This window comes from Kerstersia similis, from assembly GCF_965139615.1.
Lineage (GTDB): Bacteria > Pseudomonadota > Gammaproteobacteria > Burkholderiales > Burkholderiaceae_B > Kerstersia > Kerstersia similis.
Genome location: NZ_CBCSIQ010000016.1, coordinates 13686 through 30353, shown reverse-complemented (window position 1 = coordinate 30353; position 16668 = coordinate 13686). Strand labels below are relative to the sequence as shown.

The following is a 16668-nucleotide window of genomic DNA, read 5'->3' as shown; positions in this document are numbered from 1 at the left end:
TTCATGGAGCCAGCATGTCCGCCACTATCGTTTCCGATGATCGCATAGATACCCCGCAAGGCCAGTTGGCCGTCCGGCAATGGCAGCCGGCGCAGGGGCGGGCGGGCTTGGCGCCGATTGTTCTGCTGCATGATTCGCTGGGTTGTATTGCCTTGTGGCGAGATTTTCCGGAACGGCTGGCGGCTGCAACAGGCCGATGCGTGATTGCCTATGACCGGCTGGGCTTCGGGCAGTCCGACCCGCATCCCGGGCAGTTGTCCATGGATTATGTGCAGGATGAGGCCAGGACTTTCCTGCCGCAGGTCTTGGCACGGTTGCAGGCGGAGTCCTTCGTTGCGCTGGGCCACAGCATCGGCGGTTGCATGGGCATTGCCAGCGCAGCACAGCATGCCCATTGCCAGGGCTTGATCGCGATCGCCGCGCAGGCCTATGTGGACGATCGCATCGTGGCGGGGATAGTCGAGGCCAGAGATATGTTCGCGGATCCCGCACAGTTCGCGCGCCTGGAGCGGTATCACGGCGCGCAGGCGCGCTGGGTGCTGGAGTCCTGGGCAGGCACCTGGACGTCTTCGAGCTTCTCCAGCTGGAATCTGGATACCGAATTGCCACAGGTGCAATGTCCGGCCCTGGTGCTGCATGGCGATCGCGATGAGTATGGATCGCTTGCGCAGCCGCAACGTATTGCGGAGCGTGTCGGCGGACCGGTGACTTTGACGGTGCTGGAGGATTGCGGCCATATTCCGCATCGGGAAAAGCCGGAGGTTTTGCTGGGCACTATCGGGCCGTGGCTGGCCCGGATAGGGTAGTCAGGCCGCAGCGTCCTCGTGGGGGCTGGCATGTAATGCTGCAGGTGGCGCCAGCCGGTGTGCATAGTGCTCCCGGCTCAGGGTTTCCGACATTTGCGGGATGCCGGTCAGGCGTGCCAGTTGCGCTTCCCTGTCTTCCAGGAAGAGCGATGCGCCGATGGCATCCACCAGCCGGGGCACCAGCTTGGAGAGGCTGGAGATGTCTCCGACGCTGCGCGCGACTCCGATATGCGCCGCGTAATTGAAGATATGTATTTTTTCCAGCCAGGGCGCAGTGCCCGGTGTGCGTTCCTGCAAGGCGAAGCCTGGGCTGAGATAGGGAAATCGGGCCAGCGGGTTGCCTGAGTGGCGCGCCTCGGGGACGCGGTCGCTCCAGGTGGCTGCCTGTGTGATCCAGGGCTGGAGTTCAGGACGTAGCGCCAGATCGGTGTCAAAGCCCGTGCCGCACAACAGATGATCGAATTCGTGCGTTGTCGCCCCCGCCCGAATGGCGATCCGGCCTGATTCTGAATGGACGCTTGCCAGCGGCGCGTTCAGGTGCAGGCGGAAGTTTTCGTGGCGTGTGGCCCGTCCGACGGATTGAACCGGGGGCGGTGAACCTTGGTCCAGATAGTGCGTGGATATTTGCCAGAGTACTGCATCCGGGAGCAGGTGGGCATATTTGGCGCCGGGATAGGCTGCGGCCGCGAATTTGGCAATGGTTACGATTTCCGGGCGGCGTGACAGCATGTCCACCTGCCGCGCGCCAGCCTCCAGCGCGAGGGCGGCCATGTCGAATGCCGAGGTCGAACTGCCGATGACGCCGATGTGGCGGCCTTGGAGTTGCCGAGTGTCTATGTGTTCAAGGCTGTGGTGGTAGCGGTCTTTGGGCAAGGCCTGCCGAATGAGCTCGGGAATCCGTGGCTGGCCGCTACCTGCCAGGCCCGTGGCCAGAATCAGGCGTCGGGTGGTCAAGGTACGAGCCCCGCTGGCGGTGGCAAGCGTCAGCACCAGCAGCGAGCCTGCGGGACGAACGGCTGTCAGCCGGGTCTGGTAGGTGACGGGCAGTTCCAGGGTGTCGCGAAACCAGTCGAGGTAGGCTGCCCAGTCAGCGGTTGGGCATTTTTCCAGGGCGCTGAAAGCGGCTTCCCCATGACGGGCACGATACCAGGATGCTAGCGAAAGCTCGGGTACGCCCAGTTCCGGGCCGGGGTTGATCAGTGGTGTGCGTAGATTGGGCATGTAGGCGCGGGTATGCCACACGCCTTGTGCGTTTTCAGGCGCGGCATCGAGCAGGCGGATCCGGGAGATGCCTGCGCGTTTCAGTCCGAAGGCGATGGATAGCCCGGCCTGGCCCGCACCGATGATCACCACATCGGTATCGCTGCCTTCCTGTGGGGGCACCCAGTCCGGGGGAAAGCCGCCGATACTGTCCAGGGCGGTTCGTACCTGGGCGGCGTGGGCCGGGAGGCCCTGCGTGGAATCAGTCATGATGGCTCAGTCCGTAGTGCCCGCGCAGTGTTTTTGTCGTGTATTCCGTGCGGAACAGGCCGCGCTGTTGCAGCAGCGGCACGACATGGTCCACGAACTGTTCGGCGCCCAGGGGCAGCTCGGCAGGCATGATATTGAAACCATCGACAGCGCCGGAACGGAACCAGGTTTCTATTTTGTCCGCCACTTGTTCCGGTGTGCCGGTGATGGTGGCGTGTTCCCGCACGGAGTTGATTTCATGCAGGATATCCCGCACGGTGTAGTGGTTTTCCTTGGCGGTGCGCAGCACCGTGGCAGAGTGCCCGACGCCGTTCAGGGCTTCGGCAGGGATCTGGTGCCAGGGCAAGGGCTCATCCAGGCCGGTAGCGAGCACTTCCGGGGGAAGTTCGACAAAGGTGGACAGGCGGGCAAGGCCAGGGCTGACCGGAATGCGCTCCAAGAGATCCCGTGCGCGGCGCTGGGCTTCTTCTTCCGTGGAGCCGATGATAGTGACCAATCCGGGCAGAAGCTTGATGGTATCGGGAGAGCGCCCATGGTGGGCGGCACGCCGGCGGAGTTCCTCCCGATAAGCGCGAGCGCCGTCCTGCGTGGGTTGGGTGGAATAGACCGCATTGGCGTAGCGGCCAGCCAGGTCGGTGCCGCCTTCCGAGCCGCCGGCCTGGATGATGACGGGATGGTGCTGCGGGCTGGGCGGCACAATCAAGGGCCCGGCCACCTGGAAGTGGTCGCCCTGGTAATGGATGGGGCGTACTTTGGTTGCGTCGATATATACGCCGGATTCGGCGTCGGCCACGATGGCGCCATCCTCCCAGCTGTGCCAGAGCTGGCGCACGATTTCCACGAACTCCCGGGCACGGGCATAGCGCTCCTGCTTGGGCGGCGCGGCAGGCAGCGAGCTATTGCGGGCCTGCTCGTCGCCAGCGGTCACCACGACGTTCCAGGCGGCCCGGCCACCACTGACATGATCCAGGCTGAGCAGCCGGCGCGCCAGGTTATAGGGCGTGTTGTAGGTGGTCGATACGGTGGCGATCAGGCCCAGATGCGAGGTGTGTGCCGCAATGTAGGGCAGGCTGACGGTTGGGTCCAACGGGCGGAAAGTCCGGGATCCGGCAACGGGCGACCAGGAGGCCGTGTCGGCCAGAAAGAGTGCGTCGAGGTGGCCGCGCTCGGCAATTTTTGCCAGTTCGACGTAATGTTCGACGGTGATGAAACTGGCCGGATCCCGGTAGCCCGTACGCCAGCCGCTGGCGTAGATGCCGCCAGGAATCGGGTTTAGGTTGAGGATGACATGTGAGGCTTGCGACATGGGAATTTTTTCTGGGAAGGAATGGATATGCCTAGAAGAAAAAGCGGGGCAGCGGCGCATCGTTGACATGCAGATCGCCGATGGCCCTGGCTTTGAAGGCGGGCGGGTTGTGGCTGGCAATGGTGCGGGCGTTGCGCCAGTGGCGGTCCAGCGCCAAAGTGGTGCTGGTGGCTGAGGCGCCTGCGAGATCGAAGAGCCGTGTCGCAGCACGCGTGGCGAGGTCGTCCACGAGCAGCTTGGCCTGGGCCGCGGCCAAGGAGGCCGCCTGCGCTGCTTGCGCGGTCTCGGCCTCGGTGAGCCGGGCGCTGCGGGCTGCCTGCAGGGTGTCGATGGTCTGGGCGGCAGTCCGAATGGCGGCGCTGGCGGCAAATGACCAGGTGGAGAGATAGCCGATGCCTTCCAGCAGCAAAGGATCCTGGCGTGCGCTATCGGTCGTGCCGTGGGGGAAGTTGCGCGGGCGTTCCTGCAGGAGCCGGGTCGCATCGTGCAAAATGCCGTCAATCACGCCAGCGACCGCCGTTGTCAGGTAAAGCTGGGCAAAGGCGCCTTGTTTGGGCACGGCGCCAGGGCGGGCCATATCTTCCACCAGGATATCGGCGTCAGGAATAAAGACATCCGTGAAAACAGTGGTGCCGCTGCCCGTCAGGCGTTGACCGAAGCCATCCCAGTCGTCGATCAGCTCTACGCCTGGCGCTTGGGCCGGCACCATGACCCAGTGCTGGTGGCCCGCCGTATCGTATGCAGTGACGAACAGCCAGTCGGCATAGATGCAGCCAGTGCTGTAGAACTTGCGCCCGTTCAGGCGCCAGCCGCCAGCGATTTTGTGCAGCAGGCTGGCACCGCCCTTCGAGATCGGGCCGGTACGTTCGCTGTTGGCATCACCCAGCAGGGCACCGTCGGCAATGTGCAAGAGCCATCGCTGGCGCAGCGCGCCCGGCGGCAAACTCAGGATGATTTCAACGAACAGAAAGTGGTTGCGCAGGGCATGGGCGGCGTTAGGGTCGTGCGCCGCAATGAGGCGCACAAAATCCAGCAGTTGCGGAACCGTCCAGCCTGGGCCCCCCAGCTCTGCAGGCAGGCGCAGGGTTCCCAGCCCCCATTGCGCAAAGGTGCGCAGTTCGTCGAACAGCAAGGTGCGCTGCTGTTCGCGTGCGACCGCGCCCTCACGCAGCCGGGTGAGCCAGTGCTGCAATCCGGGCTGTTCAATGAATTGCGCGTTGTGGATCAGTGAAAGCGGTGCCGGCGCGTGGGTAGCGATACTCGGACTGGCCAATTCTGGCTCTGACATGGGGCAGGTTCCTGGGGACGGAAAGGCAACGGTGGAAAGCCGGGGCGGTGTCATGGCCTTTAACGGTCTAGCCAGACGTCATAGGCAATGGGGCCGGGATAGCTGCGCAACGGGGCGAAGGTGGTGTCGGCGTTCCTGACAGCGCTCGTGGCTGCAATGTTCTGGAATTCCTCGACAATGGGCAGCGCCAGCTTCAGATCCTTTTGCGTGTAGTCCGCCAATTGGCGAATCAGCTCGGTGCGTTGTGCGGGGTCCAGGGTGTGGCGCTGCTGGCGGTTCAGCGCATCGACTTTGGGGTCGGAGAGACGGCTGAAGTTGATGATGCCTTTGGTGGGCCACAGCAGGTTGAGTGCTGCGCCAACATCGAAGCCGGCCACCGTCACGTGGAAGATCGAGTAATCCCCTTTGTCGCGGTGGATGAAACCCTGTGCCTCGTCCGCGTTTTCAATGACCAGTTGGATGCCGGCTTTTTGCAGCAGCAGTTGTTGAGCCGCTTCAGTAAACAGTTTCTGGCGGCCGGTAAAGCCGCGGTTTAGCAATTTGAGCTCCAGGGCCTGGCCCTGGGCATTGGTGCGCACGCCGGCAGCGTTGCGGCCCGTCCAGCCGGCTTGATCCAGCAGTTGGTTGGCACGGTCGGGATGGTTGCCGTAGCTGCCTGCATAGCTGGGATCGTAGAACGCCGAGTCGGGGGCGATTTGCGACCAGGCATGTGCGCCGTTGCCACGGTAGATGGCTTTGACCAGGGTTTCCAGATCCAGTGCTTCGATGATGGCTTCGCGCACGCGAATGTCGGAGGTGCCGAAGCCGTCAGTATTGAAGAACCAGGTCCAGGGCACGATATTGCCGGTGCGTTCGATATAAACGTAGGCCGGATTGTCCTTGACCAGCGGGACATCATCCGGCCCCAGGGTCGTGATGAAATCCACCTGGCCTGAGGTCAGCAGGCCTGTGCGCACGGCAGGGTCCGGCACCCAGTTGAAGACGATTTGATCCAGATATGCCGGCCCATCGTGTCTGGCGGTGGGCGGAGCCCATTGATAGCGGTCAAAACGTTTGAAAACGAACTTCTGATCCGGCACGACTTCCACTAGTTCGAAGGGGCCTGTGCCTTTGAGCAGTACGCCACCTTGTTTGGCTTCGGCCTTGCTGATGGAGCTGGGAGAGGCAATGCCGGTGGCGTTCGATGCCAGGCTGGATAGGAAAATGGCGTCCGGTTGATTGAACCCGAAGCGGATGGTGTAGTCGTCGATCACATCCACGCTATCCAGGAATTCGGCCCAGTTGCGTTTGGGGGGCGTTAGCGTGAAGGTGTTGCTCAGCAGTTTGTCGAAGGTGGTTTTGACGGCCTGGGCATTGAATTTGTCGCCGTCCTGAAAAACGACGTCCTCGCGCAAGGTGAAGGTATAGACGAGGCCATCAGGTGAAATTTCCCAGGATTTGGCCAGCCAGGGATGGTAGTTGCCTGCGTCATCGGCTTTGACTAGGGATTCGAACTGGTTCTGGAACAGCGGAATCCAGCTGTTGTTATGTGACAGCAGGCCGGCCTGTGGCCAGCGATCAAAGGCGACGCGTAGCGTACCGCCATGTTTGGCGCCGGGCTCCACCCGTTTGTCCTGAGCGTGCGCGGGCGCCAGCGTAGAGAGGGAGAGAAGGGCACCCAGTGCCAGGGAGAGCAGCTTGTGTTTCATGGAGTGGCTCGGTACGGTTCAGGAGATGAAATGGGGAGTCAGGCCGCGACACGGGTCAGCGGATGCCTGGGCACTGCATTGACGAGGTCGATGACGTAGGGGTGGCGGGGATGGTGGAAAATGTCATCGGCGCTGCCGCGTTCGAGGATCTGGCCGTGGCGCATGACTAGGACGTGATCGCTGAGGTGGTGCACGACGCCCAGGTCGTGGGAGATGAACAGGTAGGCCAGACCGAATTCAGCTTGAAGGTCCCAGAGCAGATCCAGCACCTGGGCCTGGACGGAAATATCCAGTGCGGAGACCGGCTCATCGCAGACAATCAGGCGTGGCCGGGTGGCCAGGGCGCGCGCGATGGCCACGCGTTGCCGCTCGCCACCGGAGAGGTTGCGCAAGGGCTGATCGAGTTTGCGGGCACTCAGCCCGACGGCATCAAGCAGGCGGCTGATTTCTGCATGAACGGCGTGTTTGTCCAGGCGGCGGCTTTCCACCAGGGTTTCCTGCAGGCTTTGGGCCACGGTGTAACGCGGGTCAAAGACACCCAGCGTGTCCTGGGTGATGGTCTGCAGCGTGGTGCGCCGTGAACGGCGTTGCTTTTCAGGCAGCGTGCTCCATGGTTGTCCGTCCAGCAGGACCTCGCCCTGGTCTGGGGGCAAGATACCCATGATGATGCGGCCGACCGTACTTTTTCCTGAGCCGGATTCGCCCACCAGCCCTACGGTTTCACCGGCATGGATATCGAAAGTGATGTCACGGGCTACCTGGCGCGTGCTGCCGTCTCCCTGGCGATAGCTTTTCCAGACATGCTTGACGGAAAGCACGATATCGCCGTGGCTGCGATGTTGACGAGCGGGCAAGGGCACGGGGAGATCGGCATCCCCCGTGTGCTTGGCGCTTGCGGTGAGCGTCAGACGATAGCCGCGCGAGTCGCCGGACGGAATGGCACGCAGCAATTGCCGGGTATAGGGGTGTTGCGGGGCCGACAGCACCTGGCGGGTCGGCCCGGATTCGACGATTTCGCCATGACGCATGACCACGACGCGATCGGCAATGCGTTGGATCACGCCCATGTCATGACTGATGATGATCAGCCCGGCACCTGCATCGACCCTGGCGCGCAGCAGATCAAGTATCTGCAATTGCACCGCTGCGTCCAGCGCAGTGGTGGGTTCGTCGGCGATGATCAGCGCAGGGTCTGCGGCGATGGCGCTGGCGATCAGCGCGCGCTGGCGCAAGCCGCCGGAGAGCTCATGGGAATATTGCCGGGCCCGCAGCTCTGCATCCGCGATGCCGACGGCGCGCAGCAAGGCCAGGACTTTTTCTTTGGCCGTGCGCGCATCCAGGCGGGTATGGGCGGTCAGCGCTTCGCGCACTTCGTCGCCGATGCTGCGCAGCGGATCCAGCGATACCAGTGCATCCTGCAAGACGAGTCCGACACGGCGGCCGCGCAACCGGCGCCATTGTTTTTCCGCCAGAAAGCGCAGATCCTGGCCATCCAGTTCCAGGGCATCGGCCTGAACGGCCGTGCCTGTCGGGTTCAGGCCGACCAGCGATCGTACCGAGAGGGACTTGCCGGAGCCGCTTTCGCCCACGATGCCCAGAACCTCACCGGCATGAACCTGGAAGGATACGCCCTTGACGACGGGCCGCACTTGGCCCTGTTCATCCCTGAAGCCGATGGCAAGGTTGCGCACCTGGGCCAGGGGCGTGGCGGCAGCCGGACGGATGCCGGGCGGGACGGGCAAGGCCGGGGCATGCAGCACGGGGGGCAGGGGGAGCTTCATGCCGGGCGCCTTTTTTCGTAGGAGGCCTGCAAGGCATTGGCCAGCAAGGTCAGTGCGATGACCAGGCTCGTGATCATGACGCCCGGAAATACGCCCGCCCACCAGGCGACGCGCAGCGTGCTCAAGGATTCGGAGAGCATCAAGCCCCATTCCGGCGTTGGCGCTTGCGGGCCCAGGCCGAGAAAGCTCAATGAAGCCGTGCTGATCACTGCAAACCCCAGGCTGATGGTGACCAGCACTGGCAAGGTGCCGATGGCATTCGGCAGCACATGGCGCAGAATGGTTTTGTGGCGGGCTTGCCCCAGCAATGTGCCGTATTCGACATAGCCGGACAGCATGACGGTACGGGTCTGCGCGCGGATGACACGCATGAGTTTCGGCGTTGCGGCAATGCCCAGTGCCACGATCAGATTGCTGGTGCCCGGGCCGATGAGCGCGATGACCAGAATGGCCAGCAGCATTTCCGGGAATGCGCCCAGGATGTCAGTCAAACGCATGACAAAACCATCGACCAGCGTATTGCCGACACCCCCTGCGATGCCCAAGGGCAGCGCCAGCAGCAACGCGACCCCCATGGCGCCCAGGCCGATGCTGATGGAGTAGCGGGCGCCGTACACAATGCGGGAGAACAGGTCGCGTCCCAGCGCATCCGTACCGAAAAAATGTTCCGGACTGGGCGGAGCGAGCATGGCCATAAAGTCGCTGGCGTTCGGGTCACGGGTGGCGACCCAGCTTGGCGCCAGCGCCATGACAGCCAGTAGCACGAGCCAGGCGATGGCTAGCACCAGGCCCAGATGCCGGAGCGCCAAGGGGGAGCGGCGACGCAGGGTGGCCCAGCCGGAGCCGGCCAGGGAAAGGGAGGCGGACGGCATGGCTAGTTCCTTGCAGGAGACCTTGTCTGGCGCAGGCGAGGGTCGAGCAACCCCTGCAAGAGATCCACCAGGGTGCTGATGCTGATATAGACTGCTGCCGCGGCCAGCGCGATGCCCATGACCAGAGGCGTATCACGCGACAGCACGGCTTTGACGGTCAGCGTGCCCAGGCCGGTACGGCCGAACAGCTGCTCAACCACGAAGGTGCCGGTCAGCAGGCTGCCGACGATCCAACCGGCTACCGTGACCACTGGTAGCGCGGCATGGCGCAGGGCATGATGGTAGGAAAAGCCGATGGCGGAAATGCCGCGTGCCTTGGCGGACAGGGCGAACGGTTGTTGCTGCACCCGGCTGATTTCACTGCGCATGATTTGCAGGAGCTCGCCGCCGATGCGCAAGCCCAGGGTCAGGGCCGGCAGAATCAGAATGGCGAAAGCGTCCTGGCCCACGATCGGCAACAGGTTGAGCTTGAACGAGACCAGAAAGATAAGCAGGATACCGAGCCAGAAACTGGGGGCTGAGACCAGCAGCAGTTCCACCACGGAGGACAGGGCGGCAGCCCAACGCTTGCCGGTGCCGGTCAGAATAATGATGCCGAAAGCCAATGCCAGGGCGAACAGCATGGACAGGCTGGCCAAGGCCAGTGTGGCGGAGGAACGTTCCAGAATGACGTCCAGCACGGGGCGTCCGAGGATGTAGGAATGTCCGAGATCACCTTGCAGCAGGCGTGAAAGATAGCTGCCATACTGTTCCCATAGGGGGCGGTCCAGGCCCCAGGCAGTGGCGACTTCGGCACGGGCCAGTTCGCTGGTGGCTTGCCCGGCGATGATGTCCAGAATGTCGCCCGGTGCCAGCTTCATGCCGAAGAAAACCAGGGTGGCGGCAGTGAGCATGACGAATAGTGCGGCGCCCAGGCGCCGTGCAATGGCCAGCAGCCGCATCAGCCGCTGCGGCGTGGCCGGCCTGTGGTGCGTGGCTTGGGGCGTTACGGTGGGCGGGGCCGTGGCGATGGCAGGTATGGCCGTGAGATCCGTCATGATGTAGGCCTCAAGTCCGCCGCAGCAAGCGTTCGGCATTGCCGCCAGCGACGGCGGCAAGCGCGGCGCCGTGCAGGCCGGCACTGTTCAGGTGGGATAGCAGACGTGTTGCGTCAGGCTGTTTATCCACGATGGGGGCGTCGGAGCCGAACACCAGGCGCTCGGCGCCGAGCCGTTCGAGCAGATAGCGCGTGTTGGCGGGGTCGAAACCCATGGTGTCTAGATGGATGCCACGCCCTTTGGGCCCAAGCAGGGTACTGTCCAGGCCGTCGAAAAACGGTGCAAACCATAAGGCGCTGGCAGCGATGCCGGGCACGACAAGCTGCAGGTCATGCAATTCGTCCCACTGTGGCGCATCGAGCAGGGCCAGCAGGCTGCCTGCGTCCACGGCGCCGCGGGCCAGCAGCACGCCCGCGCGGGAGGTGCCGGCAAATGCGGCCGTCACTGCAGGCAAGCTGACCGGGTGGAAAAAGACGGTCAGCCGGCTATCGCGCAGCGCGCGCCAGGCCGGCAGGATTTGCGGATCATGCGCAAACGTCCCGGTGTTCATCTGGGCGGCGTCCACTACGACACCCGTAAAACCGAGGTCGGCGACACGCTGGATTTCCTGCGTGGCGGCCGGATTCCAGAGGTCTATTGTGGCCAGGCCGATAAGCGCTTCCGTGTGCTGCGCCACGACGCTTGCCAGATGATCGTTGATAAGCCTGATTTCTTCGGGATCGACGGCTGCAGTGCCGAAGACCATGGAGACTGGCGCGCTCAATACACGAGACTGAAACTGCCCGGCTTGGATCGGTGCCAAGACGTCGGCAATGTCCGTGATCCGTGCAGCGCTGTCGGGTAAGTGGGGCAGTGATCTCAGGACGCCGGTATGCCATCTGGGGCCGACGTAATGCACATGGAAGTCAGTGATTGCGGGTGGCATGGGAAAAAAACGTTCCGTAGTGGTTGGCGCTCACTTGCAAAGCAATCGAGGGGTCTGATTGCCGGTTTGAATAGCTGGCGGGGCGGTCGGATTGAAATTGTCGGAAATAATGAAAATTGCAATGCTGAAGGGAATGCAATGAATGATTCGTGGCCTTGTTGTTGGGCGGCGGCAGGATTCCCGATTGAATTGGCGTGACGATCTTCTATGCCGTCATTCAATGTATGGAAATAATTTCCAGTCATATGAAATGGTGTTAGGGTTTTGTGACTGGCCGGATGGGGCCAGTCTGCGTTTCAGATCCGATTTGCCCAGTGTCTGCATGGGTTCACGGACAGGTATGGAGGCAGCGGGATTTCAGTGGGCTTCATGAGCGACAGCTTTTTGTTTTGGGTTTTTATTTCGGTTTGTTAACTAATGAAGAGAATTCTATGTGGCCGAAATGAAGCCTAAAAAATACTATGAAGTAATTAGTTTATTTTTTGGTGAGCGCTGCTTTAATGATTTTCCGACCATGTCGGAAAAATGCGGACGATCGAAAATTGGATTTCAATGACGCGCAATAGATAGGAAAGTTTTTGATTCCATGCGCACATATTTTTTTGGGTTTTTGTCCCGATTGCAGGGAACAGGCTGCCCGGAGCATGCGTTGCCATCCTGACAATAGTGGGCGGGGTGGCACGGGCAGTCTTGTCTTGATTCAGCGTAAGCCTTTGCAAGCGCCTGCTTATGTTCATCTGATGAATACTTTTTTCATCATTACCACGAGAAATAGCTAGGGTTATTCCCAGTGGGATGTTCATCAGGTGAACAGTTGCAGGATTTCGATTGCCCTGCGCTTGTGGTGTGTGTGTAATCCACCGAACCTGCTGGACAGACCGATCTGTTAGAAAAAAAAACGGTGGGATCGCGCGGCAACGGGCCGGGGGCAAGCAAGGCCTTGCCCAGGCGAGGCCAGGCCCGGTGGCCAATCAAAATAAGGAGATAAAGATGAAACGAATTCTCATGGCGGCATTCTGTTCCGTGTCCCTGGCATGTGGAACGGTGGCCCTGGCCCAGAGCAAACCCACGACGCTGAAGTTCTCCAACTTCGCCGGCCCCACGGCCTACCTGACCAAAGGCATGTTCGAGCCCTTGATCAAGGATATCGAGGAAGATTCGCAAGGCACGCTGAAAATCCAGTTGTACTCGGGCGGTTCGCTGGTCAAGGCCGAGGATACGTTCGATGCGGTGCGCCGTGGTCTGGTGGATATGGGCTGGGGCGTGACGGGCTATACGCCAGGGCGTTTCAAGGTGGCCGATATTCCGGAGATTCCGTTCCAGGCACGTACGCTGCGGGAAGCCTCCACTGGCGTTTGGCGTCTGTACGAAGAGGGCCTGATGGATGGCTTCGATGATGTGAAGGTGTTCGCGCTGGTGTCCTCGGGCATCCTGACGGCGCATGGCGTGGGCGAGATCAATTCGCTGGACGATTTCAAGGGACAGCGTATCCGTGCCGCCGGGCCGCTGGCCAGCGCTTCGGTCGAGGCGCTGGGCATCATCCCGGTCGGCCTGCCTGTGCCGCAGACGGCGGAAAACCTGTCGAAGAAGACGCTCAGCGGCAGCCTGAACGATTGGAATGCGGTCTATACCTGGCAGGTGCTGGATTTCGTGCCGTATCACATTGACGTGCCGATGGGCTCCAGCACGGTGTTCCTGGTGATCAACAAGCGTGCCTATGACCGTCTGGCTCCGCAAGCCAAGGCCGCTCTGGAGAAACACGGTGGCGCCAACTTCGTCGATCGCTGGTCCGAGGGCCTGGGCGGGGAAAACGAGCGTCTGAAGCAATTGCTGCAGCAGAATCCGGCCCACACCATCGTGACGCCCAGCGCAGCCGATGTCGAGCGCTGGACAGCAGCCGTGCAGCCGGTAATTGAAAAATGGGTGGGCAGTGTTCCGCAGGGCGAACGTGTCTGGGAGGTCTATACCGAAGCCCTTGAATCGCAACGCGGAGCGCAATAAACATGAGCTCGGCCAATATCGCGGACACTGCCGCCAAGGCTGACTGGCAGGACCAGTTTTGCAAGGTCATGGCCTGGGCGGCCCTGACGCTGCTTCTGGTCGTGTCGGCCGGTACGCTGGTGGATATCCTGCTGCGTGCTTTCACGTCATATACGGTGCGCGGCCTGTTTGAACTGAACGGCTTGTTCATGGCCATTATTGTGGCCGGGTTCTCCGGGCTGGTGTTCGTTCGCCATTTGAACATCCGCATGGATGTGATGAAGGCCGTCGCTGGCCGCAACCAGACGGCAGTGCGTCTGCTGTGCGAGCTGGCGGAAGTCGCGGTATTTGGCTGGCTGGCCGTCGTCCTGTTGTTCCGTGCGCTGGATGCGCACGAGTACGGCGAAAAAACGATGGTCGTGGGCTGGCAGACAGCGGGCTGGTGGGCGGTTGCCGGGGTGCTGATGTCGCTGGCGGCGTTGACGGTACTGATTCAGGCGGCGCAGCGCTGGTATGCGATGCTGCGTGAGCGGGCCTACGCGCAGCCGGGGTTCTGGCGCGGCGCGCTGGTGACTGCCGGCACCATCGCCGCGTGTGCCGTCCTGATGGTGTTGTTCATCAATGAAGACAGCAGCCCAGGCATGCAGGCCAGCATGGCGTTTGTCGTGCTGTACCTGCTCATCGCCGCGCAGATTCCCATCGGGGTTTCGCTGGCGATTGTCGGGGTGGCCAGCCTGGCCTTGACGCTGGGAGGTGAGCAGGCGCTGGTCGTGTCGCAGAACGAGGTAGGCCGCGCGTTGACGAGTATGGATATGGCGGCCATCCCGCTGTTCCTGCTGATGGGAAATTTTGCCACCTGGGCAGGCCTGTCCGGCGATATTTTCAATTCCGGTACGGCCTTGCTGGGATCGCGTCGCGGTGGTCTGGCAATGGCATCGGTATTGGGGTGCGGCGGGTTTGGTGCGATTTGTGGTTCGTCCATCGCCACCACCGCTACCTTCGGCAAGGTCGCATTCGTGGAAATGGAGCGCCGCAATTACGCACATAGCCTGGCCGCCGGCTGTATCGCCGCAGGTGGTACGCTGGGCGCACTGATTCCACCGTCCGTGGTTCTGATCGTGTATTGCGTGGTGGTGGAGCAGTCCATTCAGGTCGCGTTCCAGGCCGCCCTGATTCCGGGCCTGCTGGCGTTGACGATGTATGTGCTGGCCATTTTCATCTCCGTGCGCCTCAAGCCCAGCCTCGCGCCTGATGTCGAGAAATTCAACTGGCAGGTAGCGCGTGACGCCATGATCAAGGCCTGGCGTCCGGTGCTGCTGTTTGCATTGGTGCTGGGCGGTCTGTATGGCGGCATGTTCACCACCCAGGAGGCCGCCTCGGTCGGCGCTTTGCTGTCCTTTGTCTTTGCTGTCGGCACCAAGGGCTTCACGCTGGAGAAGTTCAAGTCGTCCTTGATTGATACCGGTATCAATGCTGGCGCGATCTATGTGATTTTCATCGGCGCGAATATTTTCGCCAGCTTCATGAGCTTCACGGATATCACCCAACTGGTGTTGAGCCTGGTGGACATCAATACCATGCCGCATTGGTTGATCCTGTTCGGTCTGGTGCTGTTCTATCTGCTGCTGGGCACGGTGTTCGATACGCTGGCAGCCGTGCTGGTGACGACGCCGCTGGTCGTGCCCCTGATTGTCGGCATGGACTATGACCTGATCTGGTGGGGGGTCGTGACGCTGTCGCTGGTGGAAATCGGCATGATTACGCCGCCGCTGGGCATGAATGTGTTCGTCATGCGCAGCGTGGTGGGCGACCGCCTGCCCTTGGCGACCATTTTCCGTGGCGTGACGCCGTTCCTGCTGGCCGATCTGGTCCGGGTCATTCTGCTGACGGTATTCCCCATCATCACAATGTGGCTGCCAGGCGTTTTGAGCGGCAGTTGAGGAGCACAACATGAGTGAAAATCGCATTGCGCTGGTGACAGGCGCCGCAGGCGGCATTGGCCAGTCCGTCTGCCGTACGCTGGCGCAGCAAGGGCTGCAGGTGGTGCTGGCCGATCTGGACCCGGCGCCGCTGCCGGCCCTGGCCGCGGCGCTGCCCGGTCACGGTCATCGGGTGGCCGGCGTGGATATCAGCAGCATGGCTTCCGTCGAGCAGCTTTTCGCCCGCTTGAGTGAGGAGGGCGTGCGTCTGTCGGTGCTGGTCAATACGGCGGCGATTTCTCCGGTCGGTGACGGCGGTGCAGTCATCGACGTGCGCAATACCACGCCCGAACTGTGGGAAAAGGTGTTCGCCGTCAACGCTTTCGGCACTTATGCGGTCTGCCGGGCGTTTGTGATGCAGGCTGATACTTCGGTTCAGCATGGGCGCATCATCAACTTTGCTTCGTCGGCGGCGCAATTGGGTGGCTATCGCTCCTGCACGGCCTACGTGGCCAGCAAGGCTGCCGTCATCGCTTTCACCAAGGCACTGGCGCGGGAAATGGCGCCGTTGAATATCACCGCCAATGTGGTGGCGCCGGGCTTGATTGATACCCCCATGCTGCGCACCCGCCTGGATCGCAAGGATGATGCGGGAGCCGTGGGCCTGGTGCCGCTGGCACGCGTCGGGCAGCCCGATGAAGTGGCCGCTGCCGTGACTTATCTGGTGAATCCGCTGGCGGATTACGTGACGGGCAGTACGCTGGATGTCAACGGCGGCTATTACATGGTCTAAGGGAGCGGGGATGAAAATCTGGCATCAATCCAGCGTCGATCTGGACAACTACCCGGTGTACCGGGCATCGCTGGCGCGGCATTATGCGCGCATCGCCAATCCTGGTACGGAAATCGTTTTGCATGGTGTGCCGGAAACCATGTGGCACGGTAAATCGCCCAGTGAAGTGATGAAAGTGCCCTATGCCTATTACAAGGCGATGAGCCGGCAGCTGCTGCACAACGTGCATCGGGCCGAACAGGAGGGCTATGACGCTTTTGTGATCGGTACCTTTACCGAGCCGCTGCTGCGCGAATGCCGTTCACTGGTCGATATCCCCGTGATTTCCATGCCGGAAAGCACGGTCTTGATTTCCTGCTCCATGGCCCAGCAGATTGGGCTGGTGACCTTGAACGAGGAAAACCAGTGGTTCCTGAAGAATGCCATGCAGCGTCATCGCCTGGAGTCGCGCATCAGCGGCATCTATGTCATTGAACCGCAGTTGCCAGAGCGTGCCATCGAGCAGGTGTTCCTGGAGCCGGGTGATTACATTGAGGCCTTTACGGCCACTGCGCGGCGCGCCATTGCTGCCGGGGCGGACTTGATCGTTCCGGCAGAAGGCCTGGTTGCCGAGGTACTGGCGGCCAATGACGTTTATGAAATTGACGGCGTCAGCGTGCTGGATGGCGTGGGGGCTCCCCTGTCGTATGCGGAAATGCTGGCCAAGCTGCACCGGTTGACGGGTTTGCATGCCGGCCGGCGTTGGCATTACATCAAACCCAGTGCGGAGCTGCTGGCGCTGTATCCTCCCGACTGAGGAGAAA

General features: G+C 61.8%; 14 protein-coding genes. 5 read left to right on the top strand and 9 right to left on the bottom strand.

Annotation, left to right across the window (positions count from 1 at the left end; all coding sequences use genetic code 11):
* Positions 1–14: 14 nt before the first annotated feature.
* Positions 15–806, top strand: coding sequence for an alpha/beta fold hydrolase (locus ACNA1V_RS10975; RefSeq protein WP_415833663.1), 792 nt, complete (start codon positions 15–17; stop codon positions 804–806).
* On the opposite strand, the gene ACNA1V_RS10970 is transcribed toward ACNA1V_RS10975, so the two are convergent.
* The 9 genes from ACNA1V_RS10970 to ACNA1V_RS10930 all read right to left on the bottom strand — a co-directional run bounded on the left by ACNA1V_RS10970 (position 807) and on the right by ACNA1V_RS10930 (position 11976).
* Positions 807–2276, bottom strand: a complete 1470-nt coding sequence (locus ACNA1V_RS10970) for an NAD(P)-binding domain-containing protein (protein ID WP_415833662.1) — start codon at positions 2274–2276, stop codon at positions 807–809. It abuts the gene before it with no gap.
* A complete protein-coding gene (locus tag ACNA1V_RS10965) occupies positions 2269–3582 on the bottom strand; it encodes an LLM class flavin-dependent oxidoreductase (RefSeq protein ID WP_415833661.1) in 1314 nt (437 codons plus the stop codon). The genes ACNA1V_RS10970 and ACNA1V_RS10965 overlap by 8 nt, the downstream gene beginning before the upstream one ends.
* A gap of 31 nt (positions 3583–3613) precedes the next feature.
* On the bottom strand, positions 3614–4870 hold the full coding sequence (locus ACNA1V_RS10960) for an acyl-CoA dehydrogenase family protein (RefSeq protein ID WP_415833660.1): 1257 nt from the start codon (positions 4868–4870) through the stop codon (positions 3614–3616).
* Between the two features lie 59 nt (positions 4871–4929).
* Positions 4930–6558 carry an ABC transporter substrate-binding protein gene (locus tag ACNA1V_RS10955; protein WP_415833659.1) on the bottom strand — a complete coding sequence of 543 codons (1629 nt, stop codon included), beginning with the start codon at positions 6556–6558 and terminating at the stop codon, positions 4930–4932.
* A gap of 38 nt (positions 6559–6596) precedes the next feature.
* Positions 6597–8339 (bottom strand): dipeptide ABC transporter ATP-binding protein, encoded by a 1743-nt coding sequence (locus ACNA1V_RS10950; protein ID WP_415833658.1) that lies wholly within the window; start codon positions 8337–8339, stop codon positions 6597–6599.
* Positions 8336–9211, bottom strand: a complete 876-nt coding sequence (locus tag ACNA1V_RS10945; RefSeq protein ID WP_415833657.1) for an ABC transporter permease — start codon at positions 9209–9211, stop codon at positions 8336–8338. Before ACNA1V_RS10945 ends, ACNA1V_RS10950 begins: the two co-directional genes overlap by 4 nt.
* 2 nt (positions 9212–9213) lie before the next feature.
* The gene (locus tag ACNA1V_RS10940; protein ID WP_415833656.1) at positions 9214–10248 is read right to left on the bottom strand and encodes an ABC transporter permease; all 1035 of its coding nucleotides are present in this window, start codon (positions 10246–10248) and stop codon (positions 9214–9216) included.
* Positions 10249–10258: 10 nt separating this feature from the next.
* A complete protein-coding gene (locus tag ACNA1V_RS10935) occupies positions 10259–11173 on the bottom strand; it encodes an amidohydrolase family protein (RefSeq protein ID WP_415833655.1) in 915 nt (304 codons plus the stop codon).
* A 497-nt stretch (positions 11174–11670) separates the two neighbouring features.
* Positions 11671–11976 (bottom strand): hypothetical protein, encoded by a 306-nt coding sequence (locus tag ACNA1V_RS10930; protein ID WP_415833654.1) that lies wholly within the window; start codon positions 11974–11976, stop codon positions 11671–11673.
* A gap of 187 nt (positions 11977–12163) precedes the next feature.
* Between ACNA1V_RS10930 and ACNA1V_RS10925 the strand changes: the two genes are divergently transcribed.
* Genes ACNA1V_RS10925 through ACNA1V_RS10910 form a run of 4 tightly spaced genes read left to right on the top strand, consistent with a single transcriptional unit; the run spans position 12164 to position 16661 of the window.
* Positions 12164–13174: a TRAP transporter substrate-binding protein gene (locus tag ACNA1V_RS10925; RefSeq protein WP_415833653.1), complete on the top strand. Its 1011-nt coding sequence runs from the start codon at positions 12164–12166 to the stop codon at positions 13172–13174.
* Between the two features lie 2 nt (positions 13175–13176).
* Positions 13177–15093: a TRAP transporter large permease subunit gene (locus tag ACNA1V_RS10920; protein ID WP_415833652.1), complete on the top strand. Its 1917-nt coding sequence runs from the start codon at positions 13177–13179 to the stop codon at positions 15091–15093.
* Between the two features lie 10 nt (positions 15094–15103).
* Positions 15104–15865, top strand: coding sequence for an SDR family NAD(P)-dependent oxidoreductase (locus ACNA1V_RS10915; protein ID WP_415833651.1), 762 nt, complete (start codon positions 15104–15106; stop codon positions 15863–15865).
* Positions 15866–15875: 10 nt separating this feature from the next.
* Positions 15876–16661, top strand: coding sequence for an aspartate/glutamate racemase family protein (locus tag ACNA1V_RS10910; protein WP_415833650.1), 786 nt, complete (start codon positions 15876–15878; stop codon positions 16659–16661).
* Positions 16662–16668: the final 7 nt, after the last annotated feature.